This window comes from Bradyrhizobium sp. Leo170, assembly GCF_004296405.1.
Classification (GTDB): domain Bacteria; phylum Pseudomonadota; class Alphaproteobacteria; order Rhizobiales; family Xanthobacteraceae; genus Bradyrhizobium.
Map to the genome: position 1 here is coordinate 13,098 of NZ_PSRR01000064.1, position 18,466 is coordinate 31,563.

General features: G+C 63.0%; 13 protein-coding genes and 2 pseudogenes. 7 read left to right on the top strand and 8 right to left on the bottom strand.

Going from position 1 to position 18,466, the window contains the following annotated elements; translation table 11 throughout:
• The first annotated feature begins 42 nt into the window (after window positions 1–42).
• Together CWO89_RS13915 and CWO89_RS13925 are read left to right on the top strand one after the other, a co-directional pair.
• Entirely contained in the window at window positions 43–1,005 is a 963-nt protein-coding gene (locus CWO89_RS13915) for a dihydrodipicolinate synthase family protein (RefSeq protein WP_130579292.1), read from the top strand.
• 576 nt (window positions 1,006–1,581) lie between these two features.
• Window positions 1,582–3,618, top strand: a complete 2,037-nt coding sequence (locus CWO89_RS13925) for an alkyl/aryl-sulfatase (RefSeq protein ID WP_245476162.1) — start codon at window positions 1,582–1,584, stop codon at window positions 3,616–3,618.
• A 145-nt stretch (window positions 3,619–3,763) separates the two neighbouring features.
• Here the strand turns inward: CWO89_RS13925 and CWO89_RS13930 are convergent, their stop codons facing one another.
• Window positions 3,764–4,282: a hypothetical protein gene (locus CWO89_RS13930; protein ID WP_130579294.1), complete on the bottom strand. Its 519-nt coding sequence runs from the start codon at window positions 4,280–4,282 to the stop codon at window positions 3,764–3,766.
• A 197-nt stretch (window positions 4,283–4,479) separates the two neighbouring features.
• On the opposite strand from CWO89_RS13930, the gene CWO89_RS13935 reads away from it, so the two are divergent.
• Window positions 4,480–4,821 carry a hypothetical protein gene (locus CWO89_RS13935; protein ID WP_130579296.1) on the top strand — a complete coding sequence of 114 codons (342 nt, stop codon included), beginning with the start codon at window positions 4,480–4,482 and terminating at the stop codon, window positions 4,819–4,821.
• A 69-nt stretch (window positions 4,822–4,890) separates the two neighbouring features.
• Here CWO89_RS13935 and mdlC read toward each other — a convergent pair whose 3' ends face one another.
• From mdlC to CWO89_RS13955, 4 genes and pseudogenes are all read right to left on the bottom strand, one after another.
• Window positions 4,891–6,519: a benzoylformate decarboxylase gene (mdlC, locus tag CWO89_RS13940; RefSeq protein ID WP_130579298.1), complete on the bottom strand. Its 1,629-nt coding sequence runs from the start codon at window positions 6,517–6,519 to the stop codon at window positions 4,891–4,893.
• Between the two features lie 115 nt (window positions 6,520–6,634).
• Window positions 6,635–7,489, bottom strand: coding sequence for an HTD2 family dehydratase (locus tag CWO89_RS13945; RefSeq protein WP_130579300.1), 855 nt, complete (start codon window positions 7,487–7,489; stop codon window positions 6,635–6,637).
• Window positions 7,486–8,616, bottom strand: coding sequence for a CaiB/BaiF CoA transferase family protein (locus CWO89_RS13950; protein ID WP_130579302.1), 1,131 nt, complete (start codon window positions 8,614–8,616; stop codon window positions 7,486–7,488). The genes CWO89_RS13945 and CWO89_RS13950 overlap by 4 nt, the downstream gene beginning before the upstream one ends.
• Before the next feature lie 10 nt (window positions 8,617–8,626).
• A pseudogene (locus CWO89_RS13955) lies at window positions 8,627–9,792 on the bottom strand (acyl-CoA dehydrogenase family protein).
• Window positions 9,793–9,922: 130 nt separating this feature from the next.
• On the opposite strand from CWO89_RS13955, the gene CWO89_RS13960 reads away from it, so the two are divergent.
• Complete coding sequence (locus tag CWO89_RS13960) at window positions 9,923–10,843, top strand: LysR substrate-binding domain-containing protein (RefSeq protein ID WP_130579304.1); 921 nt, start codon at window positions 9,923–9,925, stop codon at window positions 10,841–10,843.
• A gap of 257 nt (window positions 10,844–11,100) precedes the next feature.
• Here the strand turns inward: CWO89_RS13960 and CWO89_RS13965 are convergent, their stop codons facing one another.
• Both CWO89_RS13965 and CWO89_RS13970 read right to left on the bottom strand, forming a co-directional pair.
• The gene (locus CWO89_RS13965; protein WP_130579306.1) at window positions 11,101–12,375 is read right to left on the bottom strand and encodes a cytochrome P450; all 1,275 of its coding nucleotides are present in this window, start codon (window positions 12,373–12,375) and stop codon (window positions 11,101–11,103) included.
• Between the two features lie 20 nt (window positions 12,376–12,395).
• Window positions 12,396–13,667 carry a cytochrome P450 gene (locus CWO89_RS13970; RefSeq protein WP_130579308.1) on the bottom strand — a complete coding sequence of 424 codons (1,272 nt, stop codon included), beginning with the start codon at window positions 13,665–13,667 and terminating at the stop codon, window positions 12,396–12,398.
• Between the two features lie 421 nt (window positions 13,668–14,088).
• Here CWO89_RS13970 and CWO89_RS13975 point away from each other — a divergent pair, with 421 nt between their 5' ends.
• The 3 genes and pseudogenes from CWO89_RS13975 to CWO89_RS13985 all read left to right on the top strand — a co-directional run bounded on the left by CWO89_RS13975 (window position 14,089) and on the right by CWO89_RS13985 (window position 18,101).
• The gene (locus CWO89_RS13975; RefSeq protein WP_130579310.1) at window positions 14,089–15,261 is read left to right on the top strand and encodes an isovaleryl-CoA dehydrogenase; all 1,173 of its coding nucleotides are present in this window, start codon (window positions 14,089–14,091) and stop codon (window positions 15,259–15,261) included.
• Between the two features lie 588 nt (window positions 15,262–15,849).
• Window positions 15,850–17,001, top strand: coding sequence for a DUF898 family protein (locus tag CWO89_RS13980; RefSeq protein ID WP_130579316.1), 1,152 nt, complete (start codon window positions 15,850–15,852; stop codon window positions 16,999–17,001).
• Between the two features lie 3 nt (window positions 17,002–17,004).
• Window positions 17,005–18,101, top strand: a pseudogene (locus tag CWO89_RS13985) (M48 family metallopeptidase).
• Window positions 18,102–18,279: 178 nt separating this feature from the next.
• Here CWO89_RS13985 and CWO89_RS46925 read toward each other — a convergent pair.
• On the bottom strand, window positions 18,280–18,466 hold a 187-nt coding region (locus CWO89_RS46925; RefSeq protein ID WP_207234477.1), incomplete at its 5' end, for a hypothetical protein.

Below are 18,466 nucleotides of genomic sequence, written 5' to 3' on the forward strand. Positions count from 1 at the left end.
GAAAGCGCTAGGCTTGCGGTTGGAACCTGAAGGAGACGACAGATGGGCCGGTATCCGGATTTCGTGCCTCAAGGTGTGATCCCCGCGGTGCTGTTGCCGTTCCACGAGGATCTGTCGATCGACGAGCAGAGCTTCCGATCTCACTTGCGCGATGTCGCGGCGGTGCAGGGACTGTCGGCGATCACGATCAACGCTCACTCCACTGAGGTCGCGTCCTGCACGAGGGACGAGCAGCGTCGTGTTATGGAGATCACGGGCGAGGAAGTCGGCAGCATTTTGCCGATCATCCATGGGGTCTGGGCAGACGGCAGCCTGGAGGCGGCGCGGATCGCGCGGCAGGCGCAGGCCGGCGGAGCTTCGGCGCTGCTGGTGTTCCCGCCGGCGCCGTTCACGCTTGGCCAATCGGCCGAGATGGCGCTGGCCCATTTCAAGACCATCCGCGACGCGTCCGACCTGCCAATGATCGTGTTTCAATATCCATTGGCGACTGGGCAGGGCTATCCGGCGGCGACGCTGGAGCGACTGTTCGATGAGGTGCCTACGATCCGCGCAATCAAGGACTGGACGCCACTGGTGCCGCAGCACGAGAGCCAGATTCGCGCCTTGCAGGGCCGCAAGCACACCATCAACGTGCTGTCGACCAACAGTGCATGGCTCTTGAGTTCCCTGGTGCTGGGCTGCAATGGCTTGCTGTCCGGCAGCGGCAGCGTCATCGCCGATCTTCAAGCCATGCTCTATCGCGCGGTACAGGCCAACGATCTTGCAGAAGGCCGCCGGCTCAACGACCGGATTTATCCATTGGCGCGCGTGTTCTACGCCGATCCTTTCGTCGATATGCATAACCGCATGAAGGAAGCTTTGGTGCTGCTTGGAAAACTGCCTCGTGCCGTGGTGCGCCCGCCTTTGGTCAAGATAACGGATGCGGAAATCGCGCGTATTCGGGCAGCGCTCGTGGAAGCAGGGCTACTCGGCCAAAGGGCGGCGCTAGGGGCCAACGCTGCATAGCGGTCTACGTGCCGGACTCCCGGCGGGCGGGGGGAGTTCGAGCCGCGCACTTTCATCCTGGAGTGAGACCAGCTCGGCATTTTGACATCCAGCCGTCGGCTGAGATGCGATCGCAGGACAAACTGCATAGTAATATTCGGCTAGAGCGCGATGAGATCAGGTCGAATTGCATCCGCGATCGCTGCTGGGCTCCCTCTCCCGCTTGCGGGAGAGGGTCGGGGTGAGAGGGTCTGGGTGAGGGTGTCTTCGCGAAAAGAACAGAGATTATCTTTGCGCGGAAAGAGCCCTCACCCGGCGCTACGCGCCGACCTCTCCCGCAGGCGGGAGAGGTGAACGCGTGGACGGGCCGATTCAACCAATCACGCGCTAGGCTTGCCGATTACAGGCTATGGCCCGTCGGAGGCCAAGATCCGAATCGTTGGCCGATTGCCGAAGTTGCATAGGATCGCTTCCCTGCTCCCGATAGAAGAGCACACGAAGACTGCCGAAAATTCGGAGAAGCGCGCCTGCGTTGCCCATTGACTGACGACCTTGGTGATAATGGCAATCGATGCAGCAGGACGAAGGAGAGCGACATTGACGCAAACGATCATCTCAAGCTGCCGGTCGTTGCCGGGCTCCTACACCCAGTACGCCTTCCGTGTCATGGCCGCAGGATTGATCTTGGCGCTAGCGGCTACGATTGCGCAGGCGCAGACTTCCGGCGATTCCAAGCCGGCGTCGCCATCCACGCTGGAGTTCAACAAGAAATCCACGGCCTCATTGCCATGGTCAGACAATGCGGATTTCGCAAATGCCAAGCGTGGCCTGATCGCGCGATTGCCCGATAGCGGTGTCATCAAGGACAGGAATGGCAGGATTGTTTGGGATCTCTCGAGGTTCACTGGTTTCATCAAGGATGGCGCGGCCGCGCCCGACACCGTCAATCCGAGCCTTTGGCGCATGTCGCAGCTTCTGATGGAAGCTGGCCTCTATGAAGTGGTTCCGGGTGTCTATCAGGTGCGTGGCGCGGACCTGTCGAACCTGACCATCATCGAGGGTGAGCAGGGCCTTACGATATACGATCCCTTGATATCGGCCGAAACTGCGCGCGCTGCACTCGACCTTTACTACCAAAATCGGCCGAGAAAGTCGGTCGTGGCCGTGATCTATTCGCATTCCCACGTCGATCACGCCGGCGGCGTGCGGGGCATCGTCGACGAAGCCGACGTGAAGTCGGGCAAGGTCAGGATTTTCGCGCCCGAAGGTTTTCTCGAGAACTTCGTCGCCGAGAACCTGTTTGCAGGCCAGGCCATGGGACGCCGTGCGTCCTATATGTACGGAAACCTGGTTGCGCCCGGACCGCAGGGCTCAGTGACGGCAGGGCTGGGCGTCACGACATCGAGCGGCAGAGTCACGCTGATCGCGCCGACAGATCTGATCACGAAGACCGGCGAGAAGCGGGTCATCGATGGCATTGAGTACGAGTTCCTATTGGCGCCGGGCTCGGAGGCTCCGGCTGAGATGATGTGGTATCTGCCGAAGTTCAAGTTGATCAATACAGCCGAGGATGCCACGCGCACGATGCACAATCTCTATACGCTGCGCGGCGCCAAGACACGGGACGCGCGGCTGTGGCCGATGTACCTGAACCAGGCCCTTCAGATGTGGGGTGATCAGTATGACGTGCAGATCACGATGCACCATTGGCCCACCTGGGGGAATAACGAAATTACGCAGCTGCTAAAGGTGCAGCGCGACACCTACAAATTCATGCACGACCAGACCCTGCACTACGCGAACATGGGTTACACCATGAGGGAGTTGCCGGGCCTCGTGACGTTGCCTCAATCGCTCGCCAATCACTGGGCGAGCCAAGGTTACTACGGCACCCAAAGCCATAACGTGCGTGCCGTCTACAATTTTTATCTGGGATATTTCGACGGCAACCCCGCGACCTTGAACCCGCTGCCACCGGTCGAAGTCGCAGGCAAGTATGTCGCGGCGATGGGTGGACCCGACGCTGTCATGAAGCTCGGACGCGAGGCCTTCGAGAAGGGCGACTATCGATGGGGCGCCGAACTGGTGAACCACCTGGTGTTTGCCCAGCCTGACAATCAGGAGGCGAAGAATCTGCAAGCCGATATCCTGGAACAGATGGGTTATCAGGCGGAATCCGGTCCCTGGCGGGGCTTCTATCTGACAGGCACCGATGAGCTTCGGCATGGCGTCAAGAAACGGGCGACAGGCAATCCAGCCAGCGCCGACATCGTTGCCAGCATGTCGCCTGAGCTATTGTTCGGTTACATGGGCGTGCAGCTGGATGCCAGGAAGGCGGACGGCAAGACGCTTGCGATCGACTGGATATTCCCTGACATCAATGAGAAGCACGCGCTCTTCCTGGAGAACTCCGTGCTCAACCATTGGCCCGATTACACCAATCCCAAGGCCGATGTCACCGTAACCGTGGATCGTACCACTTTGACCAAGGTATTGACCAAGCAGGTGTCGTTCGAGGACGCGGTCAAGACCGGGCAGGTCAAGTTTGCCGGTAACCAGGCGAAGTTCGGTGAGTTCATGGGCTATCTTGTCGATCTCAACCAATATTTTTGGTTCAACATCGTGACGCCATAACTCGAAAGCGGCTCCGGGAAAGCGCTGGGGTCGCCATCTCCCAGGACAGATTTTCCGATTAGTGCGCGACGCCATCTGGTTTGCGCGACACCCGCCCGCAGAGTCGGATAGAGGGAGAAAATGCAGGGCAACTAACCAGCGCAACTCAAGGCCTTCTGGTGGGTGCAACGAACGGGTTGGATTCCGGGCTCTGTCGAAGATTCTTATCGAAACACACATCAAGACGTTCAAGCGCTGCCGCACTTCCATCTAGCGGCAGACGGAGAGTCATCCCTTCGCCTCGAACTTCGAGAACGTTGGCGATTCGCAATCGCTCGTTAAACGGCGCGTCGGCCAGCGCGATCGTCACTGATTTCGATTCCGCCAGGGCCTTCGCGTCGACCGAGCGCGAACCCGTAGACAGGCGAACGGAATAGGCCTTACCCCGTTCAAGCCTCCATTTGGGCGAATCGAGAGATAGCAGAAGGCCTTCCTGGTTGCGTACGAACATGATGCCTAGACCCTCGCTGGATCGCGTCATGGTGCAGTTCTCAAACTTATCGGCTTTATATGTTGTCGCTATCGTCCAAGGGCCGACGGCAAGCGTCTGGATGTCGAGCGGCTGTTGGGCGAGTGCTGGCTTTGCGAGGATTGCAAGACAGGCAAACGCAATGATCGCTCGCATCGTCACCTCCATGAACGGTTGTGAAAATCTGAGACAAAATGCAGCCCGCGGGAAGGATTAACGCGATCCGGGTTCAACAGTTCCGGATTGCAGTTTCTCTTCATTTTTGACAAGTTCCTCCGCTTGCGCGCTGGGAGATCGTCTGCTTTGTAAAAATCTGGTAGATTCGTGATCTCTGGATTAAGATCTTGAGTTCGATGACTGAAGACGAGCCCATCGACGAGATTTCAATGATCGAAGCTCGGCGCGAGCAGCTTGCCGAAGTCGCCGAGCGATGCAGAAAGATCATTTTGGTTTCGAAGGTTGCAATCGCAGGCGGTATCGCATTGCTGATCGCCATGGTGCTCGGCCTGTTCGGGCCTAATCAAGTCGCTGCCATTGGATCGATAGCCCTGGTATTGGGCGGAATCGTATCGCTCGGATCGAATGTCAGTACGTTGCAACAGACGTCGGCCGCCATCAGCGCCGCGGAGTTGGCCCGTTCTGAGCTGATCGACAGGATCGATCTCAAACTGATCGGTGAGAGCACACCAAGCTGACTTGTGCGACCGCACGAGATGGGTCGGCAGGCCGTGCTGTGGGGGACGCAGAATTCGTGCTGAGAAACGTTAGCTCTTCTGCGTATAGAGCAGCGGCACCGCGGAATCCACGACCACCTCGACCAGGCTCGTGCCGTCATGCGAAAGCCCGAGTTTCAGCGCAGCCGGAAGCTCCGCGGCTTTCGTCACGCGCACCGCGTGGCAGCCCATGCCTTCGGCGATCCTGACGAAATCGATATCGGGCAATTCGAGCCCCGGCACGTTGCGCACCTGCATCACCTGGCTGAACGAGCGCATCGCGCCGTAGCCTGAATTGTTGAGCACCACCACCGTCATCGGCAGCTTGCGCTGCGCCGCGGTCCATAGTGCCTGGATCGAATACATCGCCGAGCCGTCGCCGATCAGGCAGACGATGCGACAGCCGGAGCGGCCAAGTGCCATGCCGACCGCGGCCGGCAGGCTGTAGCCGAGGCCGCCGCTCGCCATGGTGTAGAAACTGTCCTGCCCGCGCATCGGCGTGAACTTCTGCATCGCCAGGCGATGCGACGGAGCCTCTTCCACCAGCACGTCATCCGGCCCCATCGCGGCGACAAGCGAATGCATCAGGAACTCGGCGGGGATCGGATCGCTGGCTGCGGGTGCCGGCGGCAGCGTGCGGCCCGCGGGCACGGTGCGCCTGATCTCGGGCAACAGTTCGAGCAGCATCGCGAGCGACGGCTTCACCGTGCCGATGATGCTGTTGCCGGCTGGCGTGAACGATGCCGCGTTTGCATCGTCGGTGATCTGGAACAGCGTGGTCGCGCCATCGAAGATCGCAGCGTGGCCCTCGACATGGAAGGTGAACACCGGCGCGCCGATCACGACCACGAGGTCGTGCCCGCGCAGCGCCTCTGACAACTGCCCGGGGGAAGCATGCAGGAAGCCGGCGAATTGCGGATGCCGCTCGGGGAACGAGCAGCGCGCCGAGAACGGGCTCGCCCACACCAGGGCTTTCGTCTTCTCCGCGACCTCAACCATGAGATCGACGGCCTGCGCGCGGTCGACGGCGGGGCCGACCACGAGGGCAGGGCGCTTGCTCTCGGCGAGCGCCGCGACCAGCGCTTTCATCGCCGCCAGATCGGGCCCGATCTCGCGGCTGATCTGGCGCGCCTCGACCGGCTGCGTCGGCCGGTTCCAGTCGTCGACCGGCACTGAGACAAAAGTCGGCCCGCAGGGCGGCTGCATCGCGATGTAGTAGGCGCGCGCGATCGCGCCGGGCACGTCCTCAGGCCGCGCCGGCTCGACGGCCCATTTCACATAAGGCTGTGGGAATTCGGTGGCGCGTTCGGCGTAGAGGAATGGCTGCAATGGCAGGATCGAGCGCGCCTGCTGGCCCGCCGTGATCACAAGCGGCGTCTGGTTGCGGTAGGCATTGAAGACATTGCCGAGCGCGTGCCCGACGCCGGCCGCCGAATGCAGGTTGACGAAGCCGGCGTTCCGCGTCGCCTGGGCATAGCCGTCGGCCATGCCGACGACGGAGGATTCCTGCAGTCCCAGCACATAGTCGATGTCGTCGGGCCAGTCGCTCAGGAACGGCAATTCGGTCGAGCCGGGATTGCCGAACACCTTTCTGATGCCGAAGGCGCGTAGCAAACCGAACGTCGCGTCCTTGACCGTGACGGCTTTGCTGTTCGTGGCGGCTGGCTTGCGGGACGACATCAGGCGATTCTCCCAACTTTATTGTTTTACTCCGTCATTGCGAGCGCAGCGAAGCAATCCATCTATCCGCGCGTGGAGGCATGGATTGCTTCGCTGCGCTCGCAATGACGGCTTTCTACCACGTCGCCATGCCCTTCATCGTCGGCTGTCCTTCGGCATTCGCCGTCCACAGTTCCAGGCCTTCGCCATTCTCATTGGCATTGACCGAGAACTCGCTGCCTTCGAACAGCGGCTGCACGCCGCGATAACTGAACTTCTTCGGCGGCTTTCCGCCATGAAGCTTTGCGGCCAGCTCGATGATGAACGCCGCCTGCAGCGGTCCGTGGAAGATCAGGCCCGGATAGCCCTCGACCTTGGTGACATAGTCGCGATCGTAATGGATGCGGTGGCCGTTGAAGGTCAGTGCCGAATAGCGGAACAGAAGCACCGGATCGGCCATGTGGCTCTCGCGGTGCTTTGCGACCGGCGGCGAGGGCGGAGCCTTCGCGGGCGCGGCTGCTGGCGTGTTCGTCATCTCGCGATAGACGATGTCCTGCCGCTCGCGGATCGCGAGCCCGCGCGGGGTCGTCACTTCGTGCTGGACGGAGACGAAGCACAGCGTGCCGGACGAGCCGCTCTTCAAGCTCACGTCGGAGATGCGCGAGGTGCGCTTCGGCTCATCGCCGACGCGCAGCGTGTCGAGGAATTCGAGCTCGCCGCCGGCCCACATCCGGCGCGGCAGCGGCACCGGCGGTAGGAAGCCGCCGCGGGTCGGGTGGCCGTCGGGGCCGAGCTGCGACATCGGAAACACCGGCTGCGCCAGGCACCAATGCACCGTGAACGGCGCGGCATCGCCCGTCTTCGGCTCGCCGATCTCCTGGAACAGCGTCGCGCGCAGGCCTTTCACGAGTTGCGCACTAACGATGTCGGAAGCCTCAGTGGTGCGGCCGATCCATTGCCGCAGATGCTCGAGGTCGAGTTGTTCGCTCATGACGATTTGGCCCGGGCAGGAGAGGATGTTGCGGCGCTGGTCTGTTCGCCGATCGCCGGCACCGCGCCATAGTGGCGCGGTTCGCCGACGACAATCGCAGCCGGCGCCGGATAGGCGACGCGGCCGTTCGGCGTGTCGACCTCGATCCGGCGCAGATGCGGATGCTGTGCGAGATCGGCCATGGTGTTGACCTCGGCGAAGGCGATGTCAGCATCCGCCAATTTCTGCAGCAGCTCGTCGCGCGTCAGTTTCGCGAAGGCATCACCGACGGTCTTATCGGTCAGCGCGCGGTTGCGCACGCGCTCGACCATGTTGGCAAAGCGCGGATCGTCTGGCAGCTCCGGCTGGCCCAGCACCTCGGCGCACAGCTTCTTCCATTCCCGCTCGCTCTGGATCGAGATCAGGATCTCCTTGCCGTCCCTGGAGCGGAACACGCCGTAGGGCGCGATCGAGGGATGGGCGAGGCCCATGCGCTTCGGCGGCTTGCCGTCCTCGGCATTGAGCAGCGGCACCGTCAGCCAGTCCGCCATCACGTCGAACATGGAGATGCGTATGTCGGCGCCTTTGCCAGTGCGCCCGCGCGCAATCAGCGCTTCCAGGATCGCCGCATGCGCGGTCGCGCCGGTCGCAACGTCGACGATCGACATGCCAACGCGCGAGGCGCCTTCCGGCCCGCCGGTGATCGAGGCCAATCCACTTTCGGCCTGGATCAGGAGATCATAGGCTTTGCGATTGGCATACGGCCCTTCGTCGCCATAGCCGGTGATGGTGCAGCAGATCAGCTTCGGATAATCCTTGCGCAGCCGCGCAAGCGTGAAGCCGAGCTTGTCCATCGAGCCCGGCTTCAGATTCTGCAAGAGCACGTCCGCGCCCGCGATCAGTCCTTCCAGCGAACTGCGGCCTTCCTTGGTCGCAAGATCGACCACGACAGAGTCTTTGCCGCGGTTGAGCCAGACGAAATAGCTGCTCTGGCCCTTGGCGGCGGCGTCATAGCCGCGGGCGAAATCGCCTTCGGGGCGTTCGATCTTGATCACATGCGCGCCGGCGTCGGCCAGGCGCGACGAGCAGAACGGCGCGGCCACCGCCTGTTCGACGGCGATGACGGTCAGTCCCTCGAGCGGCAGCATGCATCTCACCTCAGTAGGAGCGGGGCATGCCGAGCACGTGCTCGGCGACAAAGGACAGGATCAGATTGGTCGAGATCGGCGCCACCTGGTACAGCCGCGTCTCGCGGAACTTGCGCTCGACGTCGTATTCCTCGGCAAAGCCGAAGCCGCCATGGGTCTGCACGCAGGCATTGGCCGCTTCCCAGGACGCATCCGCCGCCAGCATCTTCGCCATGTTGGCTTCCGCGCCGCAATCGAGCCCGGCCTCGTATTTGCGGGTAGCTTCCTTCACCATCAGTTCGGCCGCGCGCATCGAGGCATAGGCCTTTGCGATCGGGAACTGGATGCCTTGATTCTGGCCGATCGGCGGCCGAACACGGCGCGTTCCTTGGCGTAGTTGGTCGCCTTGGCGATGAACCATTTGGCGTCGCCGATGCATTCGGCCGCGATCAGGATGCGCTCGGCATTCATGCCGGAGAGGATGTAGCGGAAACCCTTGCCTTCGTCGCCGATCAGGTTTTCCGCCGGCACCCGCATGTCCGTGAAGAAAACTTCCGTCGTCGCGTGGTTCATCATGGTTCTGATCGGGCGGATCTCCAGACCCTTGCCCTTGACCTCGCGCATGTCGACGATGAACACCGACAGCCCGTCAGTGCGCTTCTTGGCGTGCTCCTTCGGCGTCGTGCGCGCGAGCAGGATCATCAGGTCGGAATGCTCGGCGCGGCTGGTCCAGATCTTCTGGCCGTTGACGACGTAGTGGTCGCCATCACGCTTTGCAAAAGTCTTCAGCGACGACGTATCGGTGCCGCTGGTCGGCTCGGTCACGCCAAAGGCCTGCAGCCGCGATTCGCCGCTCGCGACCTTCGGCAGATATTTCGCCTTCTGCTCGGCATTGCCGTGTCGCAACACCGTGCCCATCGTGTACATCTGCGCGTGGCAGCCGCCGCCATTGCACCCCGCGCGCTGGATCTCCTCCAGGATCGCGGCCGCCGCGGAAAGCTTCAGTCCCGCGCCGCCATATTCCTCGGGGATCAGGACCGAGAGGTAGCCGGCCTCGGTCAACGCATCGACGAATTCCTTCGGATACGCCATCTGCCGATCGAGCTTGCGCCAGTATTCGCCGGGAAACTGCGCGCAGAGTTTTGCCACCGCATCGCGGATGTCGGAATAGTCGTCATGTTGTTCTTGTGCGGTCATCGGAAATCACCGGCGCGTTCGTTTAAGGGATGGCGGATTTGAAAGGCTCGGCGGACCATTGTGGCACCGGCGTAAACTCCCTATGCTCTTTTGTTATAGCGTATGAAGTAGCATTCCAAGATTGGCAAGCATGGATTTCCGCCAGCTTAGGACGTTTACCTGCGTCGCGGAACTCGGGAGCCTGAGCAAGGCCTCCGACACGCTGCGCATAGCTCAGCCGGCGCTGAGCCGGCAGATCAAGCTGCTCGAGCATGAGCTGCGCACCGAGCTGTTCACGCGGAACGGCCGCGGCATGGTGCTGACCGATGCCGGGCGCCTTTTGCTCGCGCGCACCTCCGGCATCGTCCGCCAGGTCGACCAGATCCGCGACGACATCCAGTCGGCGCAGGGCCCGCCCTCGGGCCGCGTGGTGCTTGGCCTGGTGCCGACGGTGAGCTGCGTGCTCTCGGCGCGCTTCGCCCGCCGCTGCGTGGAAAATTTCCCTGATATCTCGCTGCGGATCGTCGAGAGCTATAGCGGCCACCTGATCGAATGGCTGCACCGCGGCGAGATGGATATTTCGATCATTTACGGCCGCACCGCGGACCTGCATCTTGCGGCGCAGCCGCTCGGCCGCGACCAGATTATCGCGGTCGGCCCTCGCGGCTGCGGCCTGTCGCGCAAGAAGCAGGTCGAGATCGGCTGGCTGCTCCGCCAGCGCCTGGTGCTGCCCAGTCATTCGCACGGGCTCCGTGCCCTGATCGAGCACGCCGCGGCGTTGAAGAAGATCAAGCTCGACGTCCAGCTCGAAGCGGATTCCTTCCGCGTGCTCACCAGCCTGGTAGAGGAGGGGCTTGGCTTTGCGCTGCTCCCGCCCTCGTCGGTGCGGAGCGAAGTCGCCGACGGCCGGCTGGAAATCGCGGCGATCGCAAAGCCGCTGTCGCGCGAGCTGATCATTGCCTCTCCGATCGATCGTCCCACCTCGATCGCGACCACCGCCGTCACCACGCTGTTGCGCGAGGAGGTCGCCGCCTGCCGCAAGGAAGGCCTCTGGGACATCAAGCTGGCATAACGCCAGCGGGAGACTTAGGACAAGCCCGCGCAGCCTTCCCTTCGCATCTGGCTCACCCTGTCATGCCGGCTTTTTATAGCGGCCTGCCGTCGTCCCGGCCTTGAGCCGGGACCCATAACCACAGGAAGCTGTTGTGGCGCGAGCGAGCGGTTGCAGCGGAGCACACGACAAAGGCCCGTGGTTATGGGTCCCGGGTCAAGCCCGGGACGACGGTGTCATTGCGAGCGGAGCGAAGCCTCACAATGACGGTGTCCCTGTCACCCCGGAATCCGCACCGGCAGGGTCTCATATCCCTTGATGAAGCTGGAATAGATCCGCCTGACATCACCGACCACCTCGATGCGGTCGAACCGCTTCAGCATCTCCTGCCAGATGATCTTCAATTGCAGCTCCGCGAGCCGCATGCCGACGCAGCGGTGGATGCCGAAGCCGAACGACAGATGCGTGCGCGGCCGCGGCCGGTCGATGATGAACTCGTTGGGGCGGTCGATCACTTCCTCGTCGCGGTTGCCCGAGACGTACCACATCACGACGCGATCGCCCTTCTTGATCGTCTTGCCGCCGAGCTCGGTATCGACCAATGCCGTGCGCCGCATATGGGCGAGCGGCGTCTGCCAGCGGATCACTTCCGGCACCATGGAATCGATCAATTCAGGGTTTGCCCGGAGTTTCTCGTACTGCTCCGGATTCTCGTTCAGCGCCAGCACCGAGCCGGTCATGGTGTTGCGCGTGGTGTCGTTGCCGCCGACGATGAGCAGGATGAGGTTGCCCATGAGGTTGTCGGGGTCCATATGCCGCGTCGCATCGCTATGCGCCATCATCGACAACAGATCGTTGCGCGGCGCCGCATTGACCCGCTCGTTCCAGAGCTTGGCGAAATAGGCGTAGCATTCGTCCATCTCCTTCCGCCGCTGCTCCGGCGAATCCACGATGCCGCTCTTGGGCAGCGCGGTGGCGACGTCGGACCAGCGCGTCAGCTTACGCCGCTCTTCCCAGGGGAAGTCGAACAGCGTCGCCAGCATCTGCGTGGTCAATTCGATCGAGACGCGGTCGACGAAGTTGAAGGTCTCGTTGCGCGGCAGGCCGTCCAGCACCTTCTGCGAACGCTCGCGGATCAGCTTGGCAAGCTCGTCCAGGTGCGTCGGCGTGAACATCGGCGACACCGTCTTGCGCTGCGCCGAGTGTTTCGGCTGGTCCATCGCGATGAAGCTCGGCCAGTCGTAGCCGACCGGCATGTCGCGGATGCCGATGCCGCCCAGGCTCGCATCGGAGGAGAAGATGCCGTGGCTGGTGTCGACATGCATGATGTCGTTGTATTTGGTGACCGACCAATAGGGCTCGATCGGCGCGTTGGTGCAATAATGCACCGGCTCTTCCTTGCGCAGCCGCTCGAACCACGGCTGCCACGTGTCGTTCTGGAACAGCCTTGGCGCGCCCGGGTGGAAGTTCTTCAGCGGCGTCGAATAGGCCTCCTCGCGCGCCAGGCGCATTAGCTCGTTCTTGTCGACCCTGACTGAAGTCTGCACGTTCATTGCCTCAACTCCCAAAAGCGCTAGCTCGCGATGCGGACCGGCAGCGTCTCATATCCCTTGATGAAGCTCGAATACACGCGCTTCGGCTCCTCCACCACCTCGATCGTATCGAAGCGCTTCAGGATCTCTTCCCAGATGATCTTCAACTGCAATTCGGCAAGTCTGAGGCCGACGCAGCGATGAATGCCGAAGCCAAACGAAATGTGAGTGCGGGGACGGGCGCGGTCAATGATGAACTCGTAGGGGTGCTCGATCACTTCTTCGTCGCGGTTGCCCGAGACGTACCACATCACGACCTTGTCACCCTTCCGGATCTGCTTGCCGTGGAACTCGATGTCGGCGAGCGCGGTGCGGCGCATATGCGCCAGCGGAGTCTGCCAGCGGATCACCTCCGGCACGAAACTGTCGATCAAGTCAGGGTTCTGCTTCAGCTTGCGGTACTGGTCCGGATTCCGATTCAGCGCATAGATGCTGCCGGAGAGCGTGTTGCGCGTGGTGTCGTTGCCGCCGACGATCAAGAGGATCAGATTGCCGAGGAAGTTCTTTGGGTCCATGTCGCGGGTCGCCGGGCTGTGCGCCATCATCGAGAGCAGGTCGCTCTTCGGCGGCTGGTCGATCCGTTCCTTCCACAGCCGCGAGAAATAGCTGGCGCATTCCATCAGCTCGGCCTGCCGCTCGTCCTCGGTCGCGACCAGCCCGCCGGCGCCCGGGAGCGTGGTGGCGACGTCGGACCAGCGCGTCAGCTTGCGGCGGTCCTCCCAGGGGAAATCGAACAGCACGGCCAGCATCTGGGTGGTCAATTCGATCGAGACCTTGTCGACCCAGTCGAACACGTCGCCGCGCGGCAGATTGTCGAGGCATTCGGTCGAGCGCTTGCGGATGTTGATCGCGAGCTCGTCGAGATGGGTCGGCGTGAACATCGGCGCCACGGTCCGCCGTTGCGCCGAGTGCCGCGGCTGGTCCATCGCGATGAAGCTCTCGCGGCGCAAATCGGGGGCAATGTCGCGGATGGTGATGCCGCCGAGCGAGGCGGCCGAGGAGAACACCGAATGGTTGGTCTCGATCTCCATGATGTCGTTATATTTGGTCACCGACCAATAGGGCCCGAACAGGCTGTCCCGGCAATAGTGCACGGGCTCTTCCCGGCGTAGCCGGTCGAAATAGGGCCAGAACGAATCGGTGCGGAACAATTCGGGGGCGCTGGGATCGAATTGATCCAGCGGGATCGCATAAGCCCGCTCGCGGGCGGCCTCCTGGGTTTCGTGCTGGAGGCGATCGACCGTCCCGTGCATGGCGTATCTCCTTGGATCGTCCCGGTCCGGTTGTTCCGTCGGGCGCATTTTCCGGGAATTACAACCCGTCACGCCGCGCAGGGCAAGGGCGAGTTTAGCACATTTGGCCGCATCGGCTTCCACCTCGCCCGGCCTGCGGCGGCCGCAATTCCGGCTCGCTCCGCGAATTCATCTCTACCAGCCCCGTCATTCCGGGGCGTCCGAAGGACGAGCCCGGAATCCATTCAGCCGCATATGCGGGCCGAGAAATGGATTCCGGGCTCGACGCGGAGCCTGTCATCGGGCCGCGCTTCGCGCGGACCCGGTGGCGTCGCCCCGGAATGACGGCGGTGCGGGGAGCGGAAGAAGAAACCTCCCTCGTGACAAGCTCTTCGGCAGCGAATAAGCCTAGGGCAACAAGCCATTCTGGAGGCCGCCCACCATGATTCCCAACACGCAACGGATGTTCAATTTCGACCTGGGCGAGACCGCGGATGCGATCCGCGAGACCGTGTGCGATTTCGCGAGCAACGAGATCGCCCCACGCGCCGCCGAGATCGACCGCACCAACCAGTTCCCGCGCGACCTCTGGCCGAAGATCGGCGCGCTTGGCCTGCACGGCATCACGGTCGAGGAGGAGTATGGCGGCTCTGGTCTCGGCTATCTCGAGCACTGCGTCGCGGTGGAGGAGATCTCGCGCGCGTCCGCTTCCGTCGGCCTGTCCTACGGCGCCCATTCCAACCTCTGCGTCAACCAGATCCGCCGCAACGGCAACGAGGCGCAGAAGCGGAAATATCTGCCCAAGCTGATCTCCGGCGAGCATGTCGGCTCGCTCGCGATGTCGGAGCCGAGCGCCGGAAGCGACGTGGTCTCGATGAAGACCCGCGCCGAGAAGAAGGGCGACCGCTTCGTACTCAACGGCAACAAGATGTGGATCACCAACGGCCCCGTCGCCGACACGCTGGTGGTCTATGCCAAGACCGATCCGAGCGGCGGCCCCCGCGGCATCACCGCCTTCATCATTGAAAAAGGTATGAAAGGATTCTCTACCGCGCAAAAACTCGACAAGCTCGGGATGCGCGGCTCCGACACCTGCGAGCTCGTGTTCGAGGATTGCGAAGTGCCCGAGGAGAATGTGCTCAGCGAGGTCGGCCGCGGCGTCAACGTGCTGATGAGCGGCCTCGACTATGAGCGCGCGGTGCTGGCGGCGGGCCCGATCGGCATCATGCAGGCCTGCATGGATGTGGTGATGCCCTATGTGCACGAGCGCAAGCAGTTCGGCCAGCCGATCGGCACCTTCCAGCTCGTGCAGGGCAAGGTCGCCGACATCTACACCACGATGAATGCCTCGCGCGCCTATGTCTATGCGGTGGCGAAAGCCTGCGACCGCGGCGAGACCACGCGCGAGGACGCCGCCGGCGCGATCCTCTACGCCGCCGAGAAGGCGACGCAATGCGCGCTCGACGCCATCCAGCTTCTCGGCGGCAATGGCTACATCAACGACTATCCGACCGGCCGCCTGCTGCGCGACGCCAAGCTCTACGAGATCGGCGCCGGCACCAGCGAAATCCGCCGCATGCTGATCGGCCGCGAACTGTTCGAAAAGACCGCGTAGCGCTTTCTTTCTCCCTCTCCCCGCTCTTCGCGGGGCCGAGACGAGCGAAGCTCGCTCTGAGAGGGCTGGGGTGAGGGGCTCTCTCCGCGAACACGGTGATGGATGCGTGGGCGGAGAGAGCCCCTCACCCGAAATCAAGCTGCGCTTGATTTCGACCTCTCCCCGCGAAGAGCGGGGCGAGGTAAGACCTTGCTCCCCAGCCGCGTAGCCCGGGTGGAGCGAAGCGCAACCCGGGTCTGTATCCACGATTACAGAGGCCCCGGGTTACGCTCCGCTCCAGCCGGGCTACGGCGCTGTCGCCACACATCACCCCTCGTCATTCCGGGGCGCGCCTCTTGGCGCGAGCCCGGAATCCATTTCTCCGCCTGCACAAGTGGTGAAATGGATTCTCTGATGTGCAATTGCACATCATAGTTCGACGCTTTGCGTCGCCCCGGAATGACAGCACGGGATACCTCTATTATCTGCGCGGCAAGCGAATCGCTTCGCGCTCGACTCCCCCGTGAAATCTCGATCACACTTCCTTTGATAAATATGTGGTTCTGTGCGATCCGCAGACACCGCCTGGAGTTGATCCCCGTGCACGAGATGAGCTGGACCCCGATTGGGCCCCCGCAACCGCCGCCTCCGTCTGTTCCGCCGCGGATGCCGGTGGCCTTCACGGGCAGCCGCCGCGAATTCTTCGAGCTGGTCAAGCGCGGCGCCGGGCTCGAATTCGTCACGCTCGGCTTTTACCGGTTCTGGCTGGCGACCGACATGCGCCGTCATCTCTGGTCGAACACCGAGATCGACGGCGACGCCGCCGAATATACCGGCCGCGGCAAGGAGCTTCTGATCGGCTTTCTGGTCGCACTCGCGATCCTGGTGCCTGTTTACCTTGCTTATTTCCTGGTTGGCCTCGAGGCCGAGCGCGCCCAGGCTTTCGCCAGCCTTCCGCTGGTGGCGTTCTTCTATCTGTTCGGCCAGTTCGCGATCTTTCGCGCGCGCCGCTACCGCCTGACGCGGACGGTGTGGCGCGGCGTGCGCTTCTGGATGAGCGGCTCCGGCTGGGCCTATGCCGGGCTCTCGGCGCTGTGGGGACTCGTGGTGATCGTCACCCTCGGTCTCGCCCTGCCGTGGCGCGCCGCAGCGCTCGAGCGCTACAAGATGCGCCATTCCTACTATGGCGACCTGCAAGGCAGTTTCGAGGGGCGCGGCTGGGAGTTCTTCAAGCGCGGCTGGTGGCTCTGGCTGCTGGTGCCGGTGGCAGTCTACATCGTGCCGCTCGCGCCCTTCATCTACGGCGCCTACAAAGCGGTCGAATGGCGATGGTGGCTGTCCGGCATCCGCTTCGGCGGCGTGCGGCTGGAATCGACGCTGAAGCGCGGCGCGCTGATCGGGCTCTATTGGAAAGTGATCGGGTGGATCGTCGTGCTCGGCCTCGTCTTCGCGGCCTGGCTCGCGCTCTCGGCGGTGCTGGTCGCCAGCATGAGCGCAACGCCGCTCAAGGAACTCTTCGCGAGCCAGGAATTTGCCAGGAGCATTCCGTTCCTGGTGTTCCTTGGTCTTGGCTATCTCCTGTTCGCGCTGGCTATCAATGTCGTGATCCGCGTCTATCTGATGCGCGATCTCTGGGTGAAGGTGCTGGGGTCGACGATCGTCCATGGCATCGAGGCTGCGGCCAATGTCTCCGCGCGAGGCGAGCTCGCCAACGCGCTCGGCGAGGGCTTCGCCGACGGTCTCGACGTCGGGGGTCTTTGACCCATGAGCGGGGTGATGGATAGCGGAGCGAACACCGCCTTCTATTTCGATGGCACGTCGAGCAAGCGGCGCACGGTCGTGCTGCACCTCGGCGAGACGCTTGAGATCGAGGAGGACGGACAGCGGATCGCCGCCTGGCCTTATGCCGATATCCGCCGCGCCGACAGTCCGTCCGGCAAGCTGCGGCTCGCCTGCATCTCCGCGGCCGCGCTGGCGCGGCTCGAAATCCGCGACGCCGCGCTCGCGGCCGAGCTCGTCGCGCGCTGCGAAAAGCTTGACGAGCATATGCTCGGCGGCCGCGGCGTTGCGACCATTGTCGGCTGGTCGCTGGCGGCGACCGTGTCGATCATCCTGGTCGTGCTGTTCGGCGTGCCGCTTGCGGCCGATCGGCTGGCGGCGCTGGTGCCAGCCTCGTTCGAGCGGCGGCTCGGCGAAGTCGCCGACAGCCAGGTGAAGATGGTGTTCGACGGCAAGCCGTGCGACAACCCCGCCGGCCAGCGCGCGTTTGAAAAACTCGTCAACACGCTGCGCGAATCCGCCGGCATGGATACCTCGGTGCAATCGGGCGTGTTCTCGACCCCGATCCCGAACGCCTTCGCGCTGCCGGGCGGCAGGGTCTATGTCCTGGATGGGCTGCTCGCGAAAGCCGAAAATGTCGATGAGCTCGCGGGTATCCTCGCCCACGAGCTCGGCCATCTCCGGCACCGCGACGGCCTGCGCGGCATGATCCACAACGGCGGCACCTCGTTCCTGATGGGCCTCTTGTTCGGCGACATCACCGGCTCCGGCGCTATGATCTTCGCCTCGCGGACGCTGGTGAACGCGTCGCATTCCCGCGAAGCCGAGCAGAACGCCGACAGCTTCGCGATCGAGACCATGCACCGGCTCGGCCGGCGACCAAGCCGATGGGCGAATTGATGTTCCGCATCACCGGCAAGGAGGGCGACAGGGCCCTGTCGCTGATCGCAAGCCACCCCATGACCGAAGACCGCCTCGCCCGCATGACCCGCGAAAACCGCCCCGCCAGCGGCCCGCCATTGTTGACCGCAGAAGAGTGGCGCTCGCTGAAGTCGATCTGCCACGCCGGCACCAGGCTGTAGACGCCGTTCGCCAACCACGACCACCACTGTCATTCCGGGGCGCGCGTAGCGCGAACCCGGAATCCATTTCGCCGCGTGTTCTGCGGCTGGATGGATTCCGGGCTCGATGCTTCGCATCGCCCCGGAATGACAGCGTGTGTTGGAGTACGAGCTGCGACAAAACAACCCGACGGGCAAATCAGCAGAAACGTGTCCATCCCTCACGCGAAAAATAATCCGCTTTCGCCGTCGGGCAAATCAGCACTATGACTCCGCGCGTCTCACGGCGGATGAGGGGCGGGTCGCGATCGTCACGAACGTTGCGGTGAGATGCGGTGGACGCGGGTGTTGCGATAGACGAACGCAACATCAGTGGACGGCGAAGT

Coding starts and splice junctions, on each gene's coding strand:
- CWO89_RS13935 (WP_130579296.1), top strand. CDS start 4,480: ATGACTGAAGACGAGCCCATCGACGAGATTTCAATGATCGAAGCTCGG.
- CWO89_RS13975 (WP_130579310.1), top strand. CDS start 14,089: ATGATTCCCAACACGCAACGGATGTTCAATTTCGACCTGGGCGAGACC.
- CWO89_RS13980 (WP_130579316.1), top strand. CDS start 15,850: ATGAGCTGGACCCCGATTGGGCCCCCGCAACCGCCGCCTCCGTCTGTT.
- CWO89_RS13965 (WP_130579306.1), bottom strand. CDS start 12,375: ATGAACGTGCAGACTTCAGTCAGGGTCGACAAGAACGAGCTAATGCGC.
- CWO89_RS13930 (WP_130579294.1), bottom strand. CDS start 4,282: ATGCGAGCGATCATTGCGTTTGCCTGTCTTGCAATCCTCGCAAAGCCA.
- CWO89_RS13945 (WP_130579300.1), bottom strand. CDS start 7,489: ATGAGCGAACAACTCGACCTCGAGCATCTGCGGCAATGGATCGGCCGC.
- CWO89_RS13915 (WP_130579292.1), top strand. CDS start 43: ATGGGCCGGTATCCGGATTTCGTGCCTCAAGGTGTGATCCCCGCGGTG.
- CWO89_RS13960 (WP_130579304.1), top strand. CDS start 9,923: ATGGATTTCCGCCAGCTTAGGACGTTTACCTGCGTCGCGGAACTCGGG.
- mdlC (WP_130579298.1), bottom strand. CDS start 6,519: ATGTCGTCCCGCAAGCCAGCCGCCACGAACAGCAAAGCCGTCACGGTC.
- CWO89_RS13970 (WP_130579308.1), bottom strand. CDS start 13,667: ATGCACGGGACGGTCGATCGCCTCCAGCACGAAACCCAGGAGGCCGCC.
- CWO89_RS13950 (WP_130579302.1), bottom strand. CDS start 8,616: ATGCTGCCGCTCGAGGGACTGACCGTCATCGCCGTCGAACAGGCGGTG.